Genomic DNA, 16996 nt, shown 5'->3' with positions numbered 1-16996 from the left:
GCAAGCCCTTTTTGTTTTTAAGCCAATATCATTTGTTATGAATGGTATTTCTTATGAGGGCTACGACGGCGAATAGCGGCGCCCAAGCCTAATAGCATCAGCAAACCGCCACCTAAACTACCGCCATCTGGGGTGATTTCAGGGTCTGGCGTTGGCTCCAGAGTTGGTGGTGGCACTGGCGTTGTTGGCGGAACCGTAGTTGGTGGTGGTACCGGTGTTGGTTCTGGAGTAGTTGGTGGCACAGGCGTCGGTGTCGGTTCGACGCCATCAGATACCACAGTTAGGGTAAAGCTTGTAGTCACTGCATCATTGTTGAATGCTAGATCGTAGGCTTTAACGGTGACCTTGGTGCTGCCATGCCAATTAGCTTTTGGCGTCAAAGTCACTCTATTACCTTTCACTGCGGCAGTGATGTTCTCGCCTGTTACTTGGATACCATTGGCACTGTTTTCGCGATCGCGCACCATGACTTCAAAGCCCAGGGCTTTATTTTCAGGGGTTTGCATATCAGCAAGGCTACCAATGCTTAAGTTTGAAGGCACTTTGACCTCGGCAAAATTGGTAACGCTATTACTGCCGGTATAATCACTGGTCATTGCCAGTGTTAACGTTTGACCGACGGCTTTAGCACCGATGCGAGCATCAAAAGTCATAGTAATGGCTGATTGCTCAGGGCCAAAATAGTTACCACAAACCACTAAGCCTTCTTTAATTTTCTGATCTATATCGTTAAAGGCAAAGCTATCGCCAATATAGCCGTAGGATGGACCAAAGGTGCCGCGCGGGCCATGGAAACCATGGGTACCAATTGAACCTAAGTGACCTTTACTACCAGTTAGCTTGTCATAGGCAAAGATAATTTCATGTTCACCTGGCGCGAAGTCTAATTCGGTTGAAGCTAACAGTTCAAAGCTATATCGGGCGTTAGGATCTGGCTCAAAGTTAATCCCAAAGGCAAATTCCTGACGCATGTTATCCCATTCGACTATCAAGTAACGCCCGTCAGTCGTGCTTGCCAAAGACACACCATCAAAGGCTTCGGTGTCCAGGTTAAACTCGGGTACTATCAAACCATCACCACGCCAAAGCGGCGCAATCACAGTATCTGGGAAGAAAGAAGCTTCCATTGGATAGTGAGCTGGCCAGAATAATGGCGTGCTATCGAGTTGAATAAAACCTGCTGGCGAGATGTTAAGCGTGTCGCTTTCCATATAAGCTGGGTCGTTATTATACAAAGGGATCCTGTCGACACCAAAAGCACTTAACGGCAATATTATGCCTTCATTAGCACGGCCTTGAATGCTTGGTATAGGCTCAATGTTAGCTTCGGTGAATAGGTCAAGATAATAAGGATTACTACCAATTGGAATACGACAAGTCAAATCATCATCACTGGTGGTAAATTGATACTGTCGCTTTTGGGCATTACTGGCCATTTGCGTGGTGCTTAGACTCAGCTTTTGTCCTGCAATTACCAGTTGGTCTTTTAAATCTTGGTTATTGCTAGATACTTTGACACTGTCATTTACTAGCTGTAAGCCTTCTGGCAAGGTTAATGCCATATTGACAGTACGCTCTAGACCTAGAGTATTGGCGGCCATATTGACACTAAAGCTAACAATATCGCCCTCGGCGGCTTGGGGTTTACTTGCATGGATGATCATATCATCACCTGCATGAACGAGATTAACCGCCATAGTACCAATATTGCCTATATTGTCCGCGCTGTTACCGACCTCAACTTGGGCATAAAATCTGTCGCCTTTTTTGGCTGCGGCCACTTTCCAATCCATCTGTAGCTGGTAAGGAGTTAAACCATCTGTGGTTTGTGGGCCTGTGACTGTCAAGTTGTTGCTATCAGCATCGCCGATTATGGCTAAGCTAGTGACAACTTCTTTGGTTATTGCTGCTGCATCGTCATTATTACGTTGGTAATTACCGACCATAACCCAGTAGCGACCAGGGATAGGATCGTTGATAGCGCAATACTCTTGCACATCGGTAAATGAATAACAGATGGCTTCATCAAACCATTCAACTAAGCCGTTATTGTTAAGATCCATACCTATATCAAGCGAAGTGGCCATGCCTTTTTGTTCGGATACTTGCTCCCAAACTACACGTTTAGTGCCTTCGGGAATATCAAAGAATTGTACGTTAATCCCTTTGTTGTTCATTAAGGTTTCTGGCTTTCTAAAGCTATAGCTATCAGGCAAACCTAAAGCGTGAGTTTCAAGCTCACCGGCGACTAAGCCACTGACCTTGATATTAAGAGAATCGATTTCTTTGCTTAATAGTTCAGGGGTCAAGATGGTGCCTGTATCGCGATGAATTTGACCTGTGACAATTTTCGGTAAGTCGCTACCGCTAAAGCGCGCCATCACAGGTAAATGCTGTTGGGGTAGGGCACTGGTATTGGTGGGGGTCAGGACTAGTTTGCCAAAGACTTCGTTAAATGCAGATGAAGCATTAACCGACTCGACATCTAAAATTTTGGCTGTGACCATAATGCTCTGGGTTTGACCCGCGCGAACGCTAAAGCTTTTTGGATAAACATCTAGCTGCAAGAATGGCGCGCCTTCGGCGCTCATCACTTCGGTGCCAGCTTGCCATTCACCATCTTCGGTGGCGGTAAAGGTTCGCATCCAAGTACAAGTACCTTGGCAATTAGCATTAGCTAAATATGGCACGTTAAGAGCCGTGACATCACCGCCTTCAGCAGGGTTGGCGGCGCGATAGTTATCGCCGTTTTCATCCAGCACTAAACCGGCTTTTACGGCGCGCTCCAAATTAATAACGCCGCTGCCCATTTCATAGAAGCTTGAATCTAGTAACACTGGCTTATAGTTGTAATCGCGCCCTGGGGTTTTACCTGCACCAGCCGTCATCATTAAGGCTGACTGGATCATAGCTGGTGTCCACTCTGGATGCGCTTGAGTTAACAAGGCCAGCGCGCCAGCTACATGAGGGCCTGACATAGAAGTGCCGCTGATAGCCACATAGTCGCTGGTGGATGGATACTTGCTAAAGGGCATTTCATCAGCGTAGGCGGCAAACACATCAACTCCAGGGGCTGACACATTAGGCACCATTACATTGGGGTTCGTTCGACTTGGGCCGCGTGATGAGAAGTTAGCTAACACATCGGCTTCACGTTCTTTAATCGTGATTTCAGAAGCATAAATTGAAGCTTGGTTAGTTGGGCTGGCAGCAACCCAAGTCACTAAATTTCGTCCTGCGTCAAAATCAACATGTAAACCCGGAATAGGGAAGGCATTTAGATTTAAGCTATTAGCGCCCGTTCCATCATCAACCTTAGTGGCATTATATAAAATAATGGCGCCAGCACCACCGGCTGCAACGTTAACGCCCTTATCAACGCGAGCTATCCCTCCACGCTTACACAATACAATTTGGTTAGCTTCAAAAGTATCTTCTGGGAATGGTTCACTACAGAGTTCATCACCAAAGTCTGCGGCATTCACTACAGTGCCGGTGAAACTGCCAGTAATACCTTGGCCCTTCATTTCACTTGGGGCGTTATCACCCACAAAGTTAGCCAATTTACCAGCAACTGGTTCAATTTTACGGCCATGAGTACTGGCAGCCACAGAAGTTAACCAAGGCGACACGTGGTCAATATAACCATCACCGTATTGTCCCCAGTTACCGGCAGACGCTGCCACTGAGATACCTGCTTCGCGGGCCGCAAGGAAGGCCATTTCAATGGCATCATGCCAAGGCAAGCTTTCTAAACCACCGATGGAGAAGTTGATCACATCAACGCCATCTAAAATGGCATCTTCAATGGCGGCCACTAAGGCATCCCCTGGACAACCGCCAAATTCTTCACCAAAACTGCCATCCCCAGGAAAACATACTTGGTAGGCAATAACGTTAGCTCTAGGAGCGACCCCGGATACTTCGGGGAAAACTAAAGGCGTGTTAAAACCATCGCCTTGCTCTTTAGGTTCAGATAATTTGTAAGGCACGTTATAGAGTAAGTTACCAGCAACGGTTCCAGCCGTATGCGAGCCATGACCGTTATAGTCTTCACCTGTTGGGGCGCGCTTATAGCCGACATCTGATTCAGGTAAGTCAGGTTGGAATAGCGGGTCTTTATAGGTGTCGGTAATGATATCGTAAGAGCGGATACCGATAAGCTTGTTGTTACACATAGCAGGGGATTCGACGCAGTCGCCGACATATTTGCCATTACCTAAAGGGTTAATATGTTGATAACCATCGGCAGCTTCTGCGGCAAACGAAGGATGATCTGAGTTAATACCTGTATCTATGATACCTGCGATTATGCCTTCACCACGCATTGGTACATTACTTGGCACGCCTTGACCTTGCCAAATCTTATCAGCGCCTATGTGTTGAGGGCCAACGTCAGTAAACAGTTCATATTTTTTGGCCCGTGCTATGGCTTTAACGCTCGACAGTTTGGCAATTTCAGCTGCTTGCTCTTGAGTTAAGCTCATCGTCATGCCATTTAAGGCTAGGTTAAAGCGACGCTTAATTTCAGCTTGGGGGGCTAGGCTGCGAATTTCTTCAGCGACGGTATCTTGGCGTTCGGTTAGAAATTGACGATAGCTTTTAACTGCAGGGCTTTTGGCATTCAATACGCCATAGCGTTGATTGCTTCGTATATTAGGTTGTTGGCTGCGAGGAGACGTGGCTTTAAAGCCTGCTCTCTCACCTTGATAAAGAGCGACCGGAGCATCGATTAGCTGGATGATATAGGTCTGCTCGCCATCGATATCTTTTTCCCACTGGAACGGCACTTTAGTGTTACCCGATTGCAGCGCACGGTGGACGTTAACGCCCGATTGACCAGGACGTAAGGCTTGCTCTAAAGCGGGGTGAGATTGTTTTTCTTGTGCTTGAGACAATATTTCAGGCGTGATCTTAACGGCCTTGATGCCATTGACTGACTGTCCTTGTGTGACGGGCGAGGCAGAGATGCTTCCTGCGCCAGCAGCATACAAGGCTGCGAGCGTCATCATGCTGATTTTTTTCAGTTTCATGTGCTTACCTAGGGTGGTTGCAAAATTGTTAATGTCGCAATCGATTGTTGGCAGTAAGCCCAAGATAGTTCCAATGCGTTTTAGCTATTGAGGTAATGCGCGTTAGCTATGACGACGGTGGTTAACATTTTTTTGTTAACATAATTAGTTGCTTGGTTGGCTGGTGGCGTGATAGGTATTGTGCAGCTAGATACAAATTGTCACTGATTGGCAGGTGAACTCACTTGTTAAACAATTGATCTTTGATTACTTTGTTGCTTAATTGTTAGTCGTGGTGGTGAGCAACGTGGAACTTAGACATCTCAAACATTTTATGATGTTGGCGCAGCAGCTGAATTATCAGCAAGCTGCCAATGCGCTAAATATTGCGCAGCCTTCTTTAACTCGCAGCATCCAAAAATTGGAATCATCCCTTGGGGTCACCTTATTCAATCGTAGTCACACAGGGATTAGCTTGACTCAATATGGCAAGTTATTAGGGACTCGCGCTGAACCTATATTGACAGGTGTGTCGCATCTTTATCATGACATCTTAACTTTACAAGGGCGGCTACAAGGGGAAATCGTCATAGGTGCCAGCTCCATAGTAGCCAATGCCTTGATAGGGCAAGCAATTGCGAGATTATTAGTCAAACAACCCCAGATTCAAATTGAGCTGCAAATTGAGGATTGGTCGGTATTATTAAGTCGCTTATTGGCTGGACACATAGGTTTATTTGTCGCGGAAATTGAAGATAGCTTGATGCAAGCTCATGCGGATCTTGCCATTTTACCCTTGCCAGCCACGGCTGCGGTTTTTTGCTGCCGGCCTGATCATCCTATTTTTAGCGTGCCTCAAACAGCTAAAACGCTGCGACATTATCCATTGGCGGTGCCGCGGCAGTTATCGCAACACTGTTTGCAGCAATTTGGCGATCTCTTTAGTCCGCAGCGTTATGATTTTTCTGGCCTGTTACGTTATGACCAATTTGAACCTATTAAAAGCTCGATCATGCAATCTGATTTAATTGCCATTACCCCGAAAATTGCTATCAGTGGCGAGTTGGCTTGCGGCACGCTGCGCCTTATCTGCGCCGATGATCTACCGCAAATCCCGGCTCAATTTGGTTTGGTCATGACTAAGTTTGCCCATGCTACTGGTCTTTATCAGCAATTAATCAATGAAATCACGCTGAAAGGATTACTAAGGGTTGCAGCCTAAATTTGATGACAAAAGAGGAAGGGGGAGTTTGGTTCAAGCGCTAAAGTTTTTACACTCAACTAAGTTATTCAGCAAATTTTAGGCAAAAAAAATCTCGCCTTAGCGAGATTTTTTCTTAATTGGTACAGGTGAGAAGACTTGAACTTCCACGCCCGTTAGGGCACTAGCACCTGAAGCTAGCGTGTCTACCAATTCCACCACACCTGCATTGTACTGATTTCACGTCTTAGTATAGACGAAGAGATGGTGCCCGAACCCGGAATCGAACCAGGGACACGAGGATTTTCAATCCTCTGCTCTACCGACTGAGCTATTCGGGCTAATTCTTGCGCTAAAAAACTCACATCAGCGAGATTCTTAAAATAATTGGTACAGGTGAGAAGACTTGAACTTCCACGCCCGTGAGGGCACTAGCACCTGAAGCTAGCGTGTCTACCAATTCCACCACACCTGCATTGTTGACTGGTTAACGTCTTAGTCTGACGATAGGTCATGCTCAAGATTGGTGCCCGAACCCGGAATCGAACCAGGGACACGAGGATTTTCAATCCTCTGCTCTACCGACTGAGCTATTCGGGCATCTTACTATCTTGTGACTTTTTGCACCTAATATGATTTGCATCAAATTTGGTACAGGTGAGAAGACTTGAACTTCCACGCCCGTGAGGGCACTAGCACCTGAAGCTAGCGTGTCTACCAATTCCACCACACCTGCACTGCGCACACTTTTGATTGTCAGAAATTGGTACAGGTGAGAAGACTTGAACTTCCACGCCCGTGAGGGCACTAGCACCTGAAGCTAGCGTGTCTACCAATTCCACCACACCTGCACTGACAACCTGTGTGTTGTTTAACTTATTAACAAGATGGTACAGGTGAGAAGACTTGAACTTCCACGCCCGTGAGGGCACTAGCACCTGAAGCTAGCGTGTCTACCAATTCCACCACACCTGCGCTGTACTCTTGTTAATATCAACTTTTGCTATAAGCAGAAATTGATTGGTGCCCGAACCCGGAATCGAACCAGGGACACGAGGATTTTCAATCCTCTGCTCTACCGACTGAGCTATTCGGGCAACGGCGTGCATTAAAAAGCTTTTGTGGATTTGAGTCAACACTTTTCTAGTGAGAAATGAAAAAATCAGCGCTTTTGCCTAAGTTTTACGCGAGCTATGTTAATGCTGATGTTTTTATGGTCGCAATTGGTTTTTTGACGGCTTGAAAAGTGAATGGTTAAGCTAAAAACTAAATCAATCGCTCAGTGAATGAATAATCTCTTTGCCTAGGTCTATCTGTGAGTGACTACACTAAAGTACAGCTAACCATAAGTAATTATAATGACTTGGATCTTAACCTTATCTAATCATCGCCTTGGGGTGCCGCTATTTTGGCTAGTGTTAGTGGCTATTATGACCCCAGGATTAGCGAATTTAGAGCTCAATAGTCGGTATGATGCCTATTTTGCTAATGATTCCGCCGATTTTATCGCCAACAGTCAATTTGAGCGGCAGTTTGAACGTACTGATAGTTTATAGTTAGTGCTGCAATCAAGCTTTGATTGGCGTCAGCAACTTGCGTTATTAAGCTCAATAGAGGAGGCGCTAGGTCAGCAAGCGTCGGTTACTTCAGTGCTGAGTGTGGCAAGCCTGTTATCTGCCGATAATGGTTTACCGTTATTGCCTTATAAAGCCTTTCCGCGCTTAAACAGTTTATTATCCAGTGATGGCACTACTTGTTTAGTGGAGATTAGCCTTAATCGCCAAGCGGCCAATCCGCGCCAACTTAATCAATCTATTACGCAGCTCAGTCAATTAGTCGCAGGCTTATTGCCCGCAGAAAGTAGGCATTATTTTTACGGCCCCTTGGCATTAAATTGGCAATACGCCCAAGTGTTGAAAGCCGACTTGTTATGGTTTACTCCCGGTTTATTAGTGCTCATCTTGGTTTGTCTGTATTGGCGCATGCGCTCACTCGTGTGGCTTACGGCAATCATCACTAATGTCTTCATCTGCTTGTATTTAACCTTAGCGTTAGCGGGATTTTTATCACTGACCTTAGCGGCGATTAGCGGCTTTGTGCCAGTCGTCATAGTGACTTTACTTTTAAGTGGCAGCTGTCATTTATATTTAGGCTGGGCGCGGCATGTGCGTTTAGGCGTAGCGCCTTCAGAAGCTATGCACTTAAGTGTAAGTGAACACGGTAAACCTATGGTTTTTGCGTCACTTACCACTGCGGTTGGTTTTGCTTTATTAATGTTGAGCCCATCGCCCGCTATTCAAGGGTTTGGCGTGATGGTGACTTTTGCTGTGCTGCTGGCGTTAGCGCTGAATTTAAGTCTGTTGCTGTGGTTTAGTCGCTGGGCGCGCACTACTTCGATGCAAGCGCCCAAATTATGGTCATTAAGGTGGGCGTTTCTGGCGTGTCGGCAACCCTGTTTTTTTTGGTCAGTATCTATTGTTGCCACTGTAATGGCTTGCGCTGGGTTAACTCAGTTAAGTGTGCGCGACGATCCCGTAAGTTATTTCAGTGCTGATAATCCCTTATCTCAGGCTCGCCAAGTGCTAGAACGGCAATTTTCTGGGGCAAATCATGTCTATTTTCAATTGAATACTCCAACGAAAAGCTCTTATGGCTTGTTGCAGCCAGAAGTAGTGTCTTTTACTAATCAATTTAAGCGATTTTTAGTGAGCCAAGCCCAAGTGGTGTCGGTTGATACTTATGTGGATTGGTTAAAAGCAACCGGCATTAGTGGTAGCACGTTAAAGCGTTTACTGGATAATCACCCTAATATTAGCCAGGTACTGCGGCGCGAGCTTAATGCCGAGTTATCAAAGAGCGCCATTACAGTGCACCTCAGCTCAACAGATACCAGCAGTATGTTGGCATTAGAGGCGAACATTAATACTTGGTTGGCGCAGCAAACGCTGCCAGCGCAATTAACCTTGAGTCAGGCGCTCGGGCCACAAATGATGTTTGCGAGATTAAGCCGCGATAACGGTATAAACATGCTGATGTCGTTTGCTATGAGTGCCTTGCTGTTAGTGGTGTTAGTCGCTTGGCTGCGTCGCTCTATACAGCTTGCCATTCTGGCGTTATTGATGAATCTGTTACCCATTTTATGGGTGTTTGGTTTATGGGGGTTTTTAGGGGGTGGCATTAGTCTAGGTAGCGCTGTGGCTGTTGGCATCATCATGGGGGTTGTTGTAGATGATAGCTTGCATCTACTGCTGAAATTGCCAGCGCAGGGAGCAATACAAAGGCAAGTGATGAACGCCGCATTAGCCAAAATTACCCCAGCAATTACTTTAACCAGCGTAATTTTAGTGGCAGGTTTTGGCTAAGGGGGGTTATCCGATTTTGGGCCCATTCGCGACTTAAGTGGCTTGTCGGCCTTAATGATAGCGGCAGCTTGGTGGGCCGATTTATTGCTGCTGCCTCATCTTTATGGGCGTTTACTGAGGAGCTCTAGTGATGACCACTCCCCGCTGCTTTAGGGCAATTAACTTGGCAGGAGTGCCTAGCTTGGTGCCATCAAGGTCAACAGCTCTAAACCCATTGCAAGAGAAAGGCTGCCTTAACGTTAAACAATGGTGCCAAGTGCATGATAAGCCATTGCATCTTTCAGATAATCTTGCTGAACATTTAGGCTTATTATTGCCTTTGCTATTGTGCGGCGAGCAATCAGCGCAGTGGGTATTTGCCAGCGAAAGTCGCAGGGCAGAGCAAGGCGGTTATCAGCAAGCATCCAAGCAACTCGCGCTGATTGGCCAAGAAGAATATTGGCACGATCAGGCGCTGACCTTAGTGGCTAATCAAGTGCCGTGCCATAGTGAGGCGCAAGTGGCGCAGCAACAAGCCAAGTCTTTTTATCAGCAACTGGCTAAGGGGGAAACCCTCGCGAGCCATTTTGTCAGCATTAGCGTACTTGATACCTTGGTTTCGCAGTTGATGCATCAGTTAGGCTGTAATCAATGGCAAGCTAATCGCGCCTTTGGTGAGTTATGTCTCGCCATTGCCAAAGATGAAGCTAAGCATGTGTATGTCAGTCGTCATTATGCCAAGTTGCTTGGCGCGACAAGCTATGACTTTCATTATTTCCGCCATCAAGTGAATGCTAATTTGGGGCAGTTATTGCTGCCTTATCAACAGCATTTTGAAGCGGTAGGCATCAAGCTTGATGAACTGCTGCATTGAAATCATGTAAACATGCACTGATTTGCTTAGGTTTAGTTAGATTTGCCGTGTCTTATTTAAGATGAATGATCATCTGCGGAGGTTTTAATGAATGTTAGGTTTGCCGAGCAAAGATTAAGTGTCTTAGGTATTGGTCATGCCCTACCAGGGGCCGGGGTTAATAATGAGCAATTATTAACAGCATTAGAAGCACTGACTAATCCAAGAATTGCGCGTAAGGCGCAAGCCCTAGGCGAGCTTATTGGCGTTCAGCACAGGTATTTAAGTCGGCGGCTTGATCAAGTGGCAAGCGCTGCTAAGCCCAATGGCATTGAATTGAGTTTGGCTGCTATAGAGCAAATGTTGCAGCATAGCGCGCAGGTGCAACTGCAAGATTGTCAGTATCTTATTAGTCATACTTGCACGCCGCACACCCAAGTGCCAGGTAACAGCGCTTGGATAAGCGATGCTTTGGCATTTAGCGCGCCCTATTTAGAGCTGCGCCAAGCTTGCTGCGGCTTTGCCAATAGTTTGCAAATTGCGGCGGCTATGATTGGCGCAAGCGCTGCGCCCATAGTGATCACCGGCAGTGAAACCGGCTCAGTGTATAGTCAGTTTAGCGCTGAGTTTTTAGATACGGCGCAGCTGATTAATGTCATGCAAATGGGCGATGGCGCAGGCGCTGTGATGGTAAGTGCTTGGCAGCCTGATAAGCCATATTTAAGCGATATATATATTGGCCATCATGGGATTGGTCAGTCGCCAGGCTTTTATTTGGCGGGAGGCAGTGATTCTGTGTGGCAAGGGGAGTTTAGCCGCTTTTATCATGATGCCAATGCGGTGCGTGCTATGGGGCCTAAATTATTTGAGTTGGGGTTAGAGGCGGTGTTAGCTCGAGGCCATAAGCTTAGTGATTTCACTTATATTTTGCCCCATCAAGCCAATGGTCATATAGATGCTTTGTTAAGTAGCCATTGGCAGATAGCGCGCGAGCGTATTATTAATGATGCCTGCCAGCTAGGTAATTTAGGTTCGGCGGCCATTTGGGTCAGTCTGTCGCGCTTAATTCATTCCGGTAAGCTAGAGGCTGGCGATAAGGTATTAGTGCTCGGGGCTGAGGCGACTAAATATATCTATGGCGGCTTTGTCTATCATCATAGGCAGGCGCCATAAGCAGGATAAAGACCATGAAAAACACAAACAACCAACTCATGGCATTATTAATTGCCTATGAGTTGGTTATTATTGGCGTAATGAGTCACTAATACTTTGCGAAAATGCTTAGCGTGACAACGAAATTACTTAGTTCGCTTGCTTTACTAACTCATTTCCAGGGTAATTAGCCGCTAATACTTGTTCAGCATGCTGCTTTAATTTGTTTTGCCCAAGTTCACCGTAAGCTTCAATCATAACTTCGAGAGCTTGCTCAACCGATGGCGTGCCAGGGAAAGTTTCCAGCACATATTGGGCGCGAATTGCCGCAGCGCTCCAAGCATTCATCTTGATGTAATACTGAGCCACACGAATTGAATATTGGGCCAAACGATTTTTCAAGAACTGCATACGTTTTTGAGCATCAGGGGCATATTTACTATTAGGGTAAGCCTTAAGTAAACGCTCAAAATCCTTAAATGCCGCCATGGCCGCTTTCGGGTCACGATCGGTTCTGTCTATGTCCAACATGTCATGAAACAGGTAGCTATCTGACTGCATATTGACTAAGCCGCGCATATAATAAACGTAGTCAATGTCAGGATGAGTTGGATTTAAGCGTAAAAAACGGTCAATATTGGCAATTCCCGAGGCTGGATCGTTTAGCTTGTAGTAAGCATAAATTAAATCTAGCTGTACTTGAGTCTTGTGAGGGCCGAAAGGATAGCGAGTATCCAAGCCTTCTAAAGAACGTACTGCCTTGGCAAAATTACCTAGCTCCATTGATGTACGAGCCTGATTATAAAGGGCTTCTGGAGATTGTTGGTTGATTAGATCATCCTGTTGATCTGTACTGCTACAGGCTCCAAGGCTCAATGTGAGCACAAGAATGGCAGTGCGCTTGGCAAATTTATACATGCTGAATTCAATTCTTTTATAAGTTGTTGTTAAGAATTTTTCCATTTCGGGATAAAATAGAAAACTCGATAGTATCAGATAGCACACACTTTTGGACCCCAAAAGCGGGGTACGGTTCCTATGACTCAACAGATTAATCTAAAAAGCGAGATCTCAGCAAGCCAAACTGGACTGAGATTAGATCAAGCAGTCGCTGAATTATTTCCAGACTATTCGCGCACCCGTATCAAGGAATGGATTGTATCCGGTGCTGTCTATGTCGATGGTATTGCAGTGACCAAGCCTAGAGAAAAAGTGCTTGAATCTCAAATTATTGAGGTTGAAGCGACTCTTGAAGAAGAAGTGGTTGCTGAAGCGCAGGCCATGGATTTAGATATCGTCTATGAAGATGACGATATTATGGTGATCAACAAGCCTGCAGGCTTAGTGGTTCACCCAGGCGCTGGCAATCACAACGGCACGTTAATGAATGCCTTGCTGCATCATTGTCCTGAGATTGAATTAGTGCCACGCGCTGGTATTGTTCATCGTCTTGATAAAGACACCACAGGTTTAATGGTTGTAGCTAAAACAGTGGAAGCTCAGACTCACTTAGTGGCAGCGCTGCAAGAGCGTGAAATCACTCGTGAATATGAAGCCATTGTTACAGGCACTATGACAGCTGGCGGCACTGTGGATGAGCCAATTGCGCGTCACGCCACTAAGCGTACCCACATGGCAGTTATCCATAATGGTCGTCCATCGGTCACCCATTATCGCGTGTCAGAAAAATTCAGAGCCCATACTCGTTTACGTTTACGCTTAGAAACAGGGCGTACTCACCAAATCCGTGTTCATATGGCACATATCGGCCATGTGCTGGTGGGTGACCCTGTGTATGGTGGTCGTCCTCGTCCACCAAAAGCGGCAAGCCCTGAGTTTATGGAAGTATTGCGTGGCTTTAAGCGTCAAGCGCTGCATGCTGTGCGCTTAGAGTTATACCACCCGATCACAGGGTTCTTAATGAGCTGGCAAGCGCCTATTCCTGATGACATGGTACAACTGACTAAAGCGCTGCGAGCTGACACTGAAGCTCACCCAATGGAATATATCTAAGATGCTGCCAAGTCATTGGTTGTTACCTGCAAATGTCGGTATGGCGTTAACTCAACGGAGTAACGGCCATAGCTTGGCACCTTGGAATAGTTTCAATCTTGGCGATCATGTAGGGGATAACCCTATCCATGTGGTTGCCAATCGTCTGCGCTTACATAAAGACTTGGGCTTATCATCACCTCCGGCTTGGTTAACCCAAGTGCATGGCACTGCCGTGCTTGAATTGCCGTTAGCGGGCGATAATATTGCCGATGGCAGCTATTCGCGCGAACAAGGTCTGGTGTGCTGCGTAATGACAGCTGACTGCTTACCTGTATTGTTATGTGACAATGCTGGCACTGAAGTTGCTGCTTTACATGCAGGCTGGCGCGGTTTATGTGATGGTATTTTAGAGGCAGGCGTTGCCAAATTTATGGCAGAAGCCCATGAGCTTAGAGCCTATTTTGGCCCTTGTATCGGCCCACAAGCCTTTGAAGTCGGCGCCGAAGTAAAAGCCGCTTTTGTCAGTCGTCATGCTGAAGATGCCGCCGCTTTTAAGCCAAATGCCAATGGTAAATTTTTAGCTGATTTAACTTTGCTGGCGCAAAATCGTTTAGCGCGCCTTGGTGTCACGCAGTTTTACCATAGTCATCAGTGTACTTTTGCCTTAGCTGCAGATTATTTTTCCTATCGCCGTGATGGTGTTACCGGGCGTCAAGCATCATTAATTTGGCTTAAAGATTGATGGTATAGCTTGAAATTTCGCTATTAATCTCCATCTTAGTAGGCAAATGTATTCTTATATTTGTTAGTTCGCTGAGGAGGTAATATGCGATTAGACCGTATGACCAATAAATTCCAGCTGGCTATTTCCGATGCTCAGTCACTTGCACTGGGTAGAGATAACCAATTTATTGAGCCGATTCACTTAATGATGGCCTTGCTGAATCAAGATTCAGGGTCCATTCATCCGCTACTCACCCAGGCTGGCATTCGCGTCAGTAATCTTCGCTCCTTGTTAACTCAAGAATTAGCACGTTTACCGCAAGTAGATGGTTCAGGTGGCGATGTTCAGTTATCTCAAGCATTAATTCGTTTGCTTAATTTATGCGATAAGCTCGCTCAAAAGCGTCAAGATAAGTACATCTCAAGTGAGTTGTTCATTTTAGCTGCGCTTGAGGGCAAAGATACCTTAGCTCAATGCCTTATTCAGGCGGGAGCGACTAAAGAGTTAATGGAGAGCACTATCTCAACTATGCGCGGTGGCCAAAATATTGATGACCCAAATGCTGAAGATCAGCGCCAAGCCCTGAAAAAATTTACCGTCGATCTGACCGAACGCGCCGAGCAAGGCAAACTTGACCCTGTGATTGGCCGCGATGATGAAATCCGCCGCACGATTCAAGTGTTGCAGCGCCGCAGTAAAAATAATCCAGTGCTCATCGGTGAGCCGGGCGTGGGTAAAACTGCGATTGTTGAAGGATTAGCGCAGCGAATTATTAATGGTGAAGTACCTGAAGGCATTAAGAATAAACGCGTGTTATCCTTAGATATGGGCGCCTTGATAGCGGGCGCTAAGTATCGCGGTGAATTTGAAGAGCGCTTAAAAGCGGTGCTCAATGAATTAGCCCAAGAAGAAGGGCAGGTAATTTTATTTATTGATGAACTGCATACCATGGTCGGCGCAGGCAAAGGTGAAGGCGCTATGGATGCGGGCAATATGCTAAAACCTGCGCTTGCGCGCGGTGATTTGCATTGCGTGGGCGCGACCACCCTTGATGAATATCGCCAATACATAGAAAAAGATGCGGCATTAGAGCGCCGTTTCCAAAAAGTGCTGGTGGATGAACCTAGTGTTACTGACACCATAGCGATTTTACGCGGTTTAAAAGAGCGTTATGAGCTGCATCACCATGTGGAAATTACCGACCCTGCAATCGTAGCTGCAGCCACTATGTCGCATCGCTATATCTCAGATCGTAAGTTACCCGATAAAGCCATAGATCTTATCGATGAAGCGGCGTCCAGTATTCGCATGCAAATTGATTCTAAGCCTGAGCAACTCGATAGGCTTGAGCGCCGCGCTATTCAGCTTAAGCTAGAAGAGCAAGCGCTGGCCAAAGAGGGCGATGAAGCCAGTCGTAAGCGTTTAGATATTCTGCGTCACGAATTAGTGGACGTCGAAATGCGCGCTGGTGAGCTTAATGAAATCTGGTACACAGAAAAAGCCGCCTTGGCGGGTACTCAACACATTAAGGCCGATTTAGAGCAAGCGCGGATGGAATTAGAAGTTGCAAGACGCGCCGGCGACCTAACCCATATGTCAGAATTGCAGTATGGCCGCATTCCTGCACTGGAAAAGCAGCTTGATTTAGCCTCGCAAGCTGAAATGCAAGACATGACCTTATTAAGAAATAAAGTCACTGACGTTGAAATTGCTGAAGTCTTATCTAAAGCCACAGGTATTCCCGTCAGTAAAATGCTGGAAGGCGAGCGCGAAAAGCTGCTGCAAATGGAAGATGCCTTGCATGAGCGGGTTATCGGTCAAAACGAAGCCGTCGATGCTGTGGCGAACGCCATACGTCGCAGCCGCGCGGGTCTTGCCGATCCCGATAAGCCCATCGGCTCTTTCTTATTCTTAGGTCCTACAGGGGTTGGTAAAACTGAGCTGTGTAAAACCTTAGCGCGTTTCTTGTTTGATACTGAATCGGCCTTAATCCGTATTGATATGTCGGAATTTATGGAAAAGCATTCAGTATCACGCTTAGTCGGGGCGCCTCCAGGATATGTAGGTTATGAAGAAGGCGGCTATTTAACAGAAGCGGTTCGCCGCAAGCCTTATTCCGTGATTTTGCTGGATGAAGTCGAAAAGGCGCACCCTGATGTGTTTAATATCTTGCTGCAAGTACTCGATGATGGCCGCTTAACGGATGGCCAAGGGCGAACAGTAGATTTTAGAAATACTGTCGTGATCATGACTTCTAACTTAGGCTCAGACATTATTCAAGAGTCAGCCGATACCATGAGTTACCATGCGATGAAAGCGCGGGTGATGGGGGTTGTGACTCAAAGTTTCCGCCCCGAGTTTTTAAATCGCATCGATGAAACTGTCGTGTTCCATCCATTAGATAAAGAAAACATAAAACGCATTGCCAGCATTCAAATTGAATCCTTACGTCGCCGTTTGGCCGATAAAGAATTTGAACTTGAAGTCAGTGATGAAGCTTTATCGTATATAGCGGCTATGGGCTTTGATCCGCTGTATGGCGCCAGACCGCTAAAACGCACTTTGCAACAAGCCATCGAAAACCCATTAGCGCAGCGCTTACTGCGGGGGGACTTACTCCCCGGTCGGCCGATTCGGGTTAAAGTAGTGAATGAACAGTTAGACTTCGTTCAATAAGCTAGATTAACTGATGGTAGTTAGTAGTAACTAAACATTAAG

10 protein-coding genes and 8 tRNA genes are annotated in these 16996 nt (G+C 46.3%); 8 read left to right on the top strand and 10 right to left on the bottom strand.

The window, feature by feature from the left end; all coding sequences use genetic code 11:
- Positions 1–35: 35 nt before the first annotated feature.
- Entirely contained in the window at positions 36–5033 is a 4998-nt protein-coding gene (locus AC1HDP_RS09015; protein WP_479638486.1) for a S8 family serine peptidase, read from the bottom strand.
- A gap of 286 nt (positions 5034–5319) precedes the next feature.
- Between AC1HDP_RS09015 and AC1HDP_RS09010 the strand changes: the two genes are divergently transcribed.
- Positions 5320–6234, top strand: coding sequence for a LysR family transcriptional regulator (locus tag AC1HDP_RS09010; protein WP_479638485.1), 915 nt, complete (start codon positions 5320–5322; stop codon positions 6232–6234).
- A 120-nt stretch (positions 6235–6354) separates the two neighbouring features.
- Here the strand turns inward: AC1HDP_RS09010 and AC1HDP_RS09005 are convergent.
- From AC1HDP_RS09005 to AC1HDP_RS08970, 8 genes are all read right to left on the bottom strand, one after another.
- A tRNA-Leu gene (locus AC1HDP_RS09005) sits at positions 6355–6441 on the bottom strand.
- Positions 6442–6478: 37 nt separating this feature from the next.
- Positions 6479–6554, bottom strand: a tRNA-Phe gene (locus tag AC1HDP_RS09000).
- Positions 6555–6601: 47 nt separating this feature from the next.
- Positions 6602–6688: transfer RNA gene (locus AC1HDP_RS08995), tRNA-Leu, on the bottom strand.
- A 49-nt stretch (positions 6689–6737) separates the two neighbouring features.
- Positions 6738–6813: transfer RNA gene (locus AC1HDP_RS08990), tRNA-Phe, on the bottom strand.
- Between the two features lie 49 nt (positions 6814–6862).
- Positions 6863–6949 (bottom strand) — tRNA-Leu (locus AC1HDP_RS08985).
- A gap of 28 nt (positions 6950–6977) precedes the next feature.
- Positions 6978–7064, bottom strand: a tRNA-Leu gene (locus AC1HDP_RS08980).
- A 37-nt stretch (positions 7065–7101) separates the two neighbouring features.
- Positions 7102–7188: transfer RNA gene (locus tag AC1HDP_RS08975), tRNA-Leu, on the bottom strand.
- A 46-nt stretch (positions 7189–7234) separates the two neighbouring features.
- Positions 7235–7310: transfer RNA gene (locus AC1HDP_RS08970), tRNA-Phe, on the bottom strand.
- Between the two features lie 261 nt (positions 7311–7571).
- On the opposite strand from AC1HDP_RS08970, the gene AC1HDP_RS08965 reads away from it, so the two are divergent.
- The 4 genes from AC1HDP_RS08965 (at position 7572) to AC1HDP_RS08950 (ending at position 11580) form a co-directional block, all read left to right on the top strand.
- Positions 7572–7769 (top strand): hypothetical protein, encoded by a 198-nt coding sequence (locus AC1HDP_RS08965; protein WP_479638484.1) that lies wholly within the window; start codon positions 7572–7574, stop codon positions 7767–7769.
- A 3-nt stretch (positions 7770–7772) separates the two neighbouring features.
- Positions 7773–9575, top strand: a complete 1803-nt coding sequence (locus AC1HDP_RS08960) for an MMPL family transporter (RefSeq protein ID WP_479638483.1) — start codon at positions 7773–7775, stop codon at positions 9573–9575.
- A 130-nt stretch (positions 9576–9705) separates the two neighbouring features.
- Positions 9706–10428, top strand: coding sequence for a hypothetical protein (locus AC1HDP_RS08955; protein WP_479638482.1), 723 nt, complete (start codon positions 9706–9708; stop codon positions 10426–10428).
- Between the two features lie 87 nt (positions 10429–10515).
- The gene (locus AC1HDP_RS08950) at positions 10516–11580 is read left to right on the top strand and encodes a 3-oxoacyl-[acyl-carrier-protein] synthase III C-terminal domain-containing protein (RefSeq protein WP_479638481.1); all 1065 of its coding nucleotides are present in this window, start codon (positions 10516–10518) and stop codon (positions 11578–11580) included.
- Positions 11581–11709: 129 nt separating this feature from the next.
- Here the strand turns inward: AC1HDP_RS08950 and AC1HDP_RS08945 are convergent, their stop codons facing one another.
- The gene (locus AC1HDP_RS08945; RefSeq protein ID WP_479638480.1) at positions 11710–12477 is read right to left on the bottom strand and encodes an outer membrane protein assembly factor BamD; all 768 of its coding nucleotides are present in this window, start codon (positions 12475–12477) and stop codon (positions 11710–11712) included.
- Between the two features lie 120 nt (positions 12478–12597).
- Here AC1HDP_RS08945 and rluD point away from each other — a divergent pair, with 120 nt between their 5' ends.
- The 3 genes from rluD to clpB all read left to right on the top strand — a co-directional run bounded on the left by rluD (position 12598) and on the right by clpB (position 16954).
- Positions 12598–13572: a 23S rRNA pseudouridine(1911/1915/1917) synthase RluD gene (gene rluD / locus AC1HDP_RS08940; protein ID WP_479638479.1), complete on the top strand. Its 975-nt coding sequence runs from the start codon at positions 12598–12600 to the stop codon at positions 13570–13572.
- A gap of 1 nt (position 13573) precedes the next feature.
- Complete coding sequence (pgeF, locus tag AC1HDP_RS08935) at positions 13574–14296, top strand: peptidoglycan editing factor PgeF (protein ID WP_479638478.1); 723 nt, start codon at positions 13574–13576, stop codon at positions 14294–14296.
- Positions 14297–14380: 84 nt separating this feature from the next.
- Complete coding sequence (gene clpB / locus AC1HDP_RS08930) at positions 14381–16954, top strand: ATP-dependent chaperone ClpB (RefSeq protein ID WP_479638477.1); 2574 nt, start codon at positions 14381–14383, stop codon at positions 16952–16954.
- Positions 16955–16996: the final 42 nt, after the last annotated feature.

Source organism: Shewanella sp. ISS20 (assembly GCF_056522965.1).
Note: the sequence above shows the minus strand (reverse complement) of the source record. Positions and strands in the feature narration are given on the sequence as shown.

Excerpts from the sequence above, each read along its gene's own strand:
- AC1HDP_RS08950 (WP_479638481.1), top strand. The coding sequence starts at position 10,516 with ATGAATGTTAGGTTTGCCGAGCAAAGATTAAGTGTCTTAGGTATTGGT.
- clpB (WP_479638477.1), top strand. The coding sequence starts at position 14,381 with ATGCGATTAGACCGTATGACCAATAAATTCCAGCTGGCTATTTCCGAT.
- AC1HDP_RS08965 (WP_479638484.1), top strand. The coding sequence starts at position 7,572 with ATGACTTGGATCTTAACCTTATCTAATCATCGCCTTGGGGTGCCGCTA.
- pgeF (WP_479638478.1), top strand. The coding sequence starts at position 13,574 with ATGCTGCCAAGTCATTGGTTGTTACCTGCAAATGTCGGTATGGCGTTA.
- AC1HDP_RS08945 (WP_479638480.1), bottom strand. The coding sequence starts at position 12,477 with ATGTATAAATTTGCCAAGCGCACTGCCATTCTTGTGCTCACATTGAGC.
- AC1HDP_RS08955 (WP_479638482.1), top strand. The coding sequence starts at position 9,706 with ATGACCACTCCCCGCTGCTTTAGGGCAATTAACTTGGCAGGAGTGCCT.
- rluD (WP_479638479.1), top strand. The coding sequence starts at position 12,598 with ATGACTCAACAGATTAATCTAAAAAGCGAGATCTCAGCAAGCCAAACT.
- AC1HDP_RS09015 (WP_479638486.1), bottom strand. The coding sequence starts at position 5,033 with ATGAAACTGAAAAAAATCAGCATGATGACGCTCGCAGCCTTGTATGCT.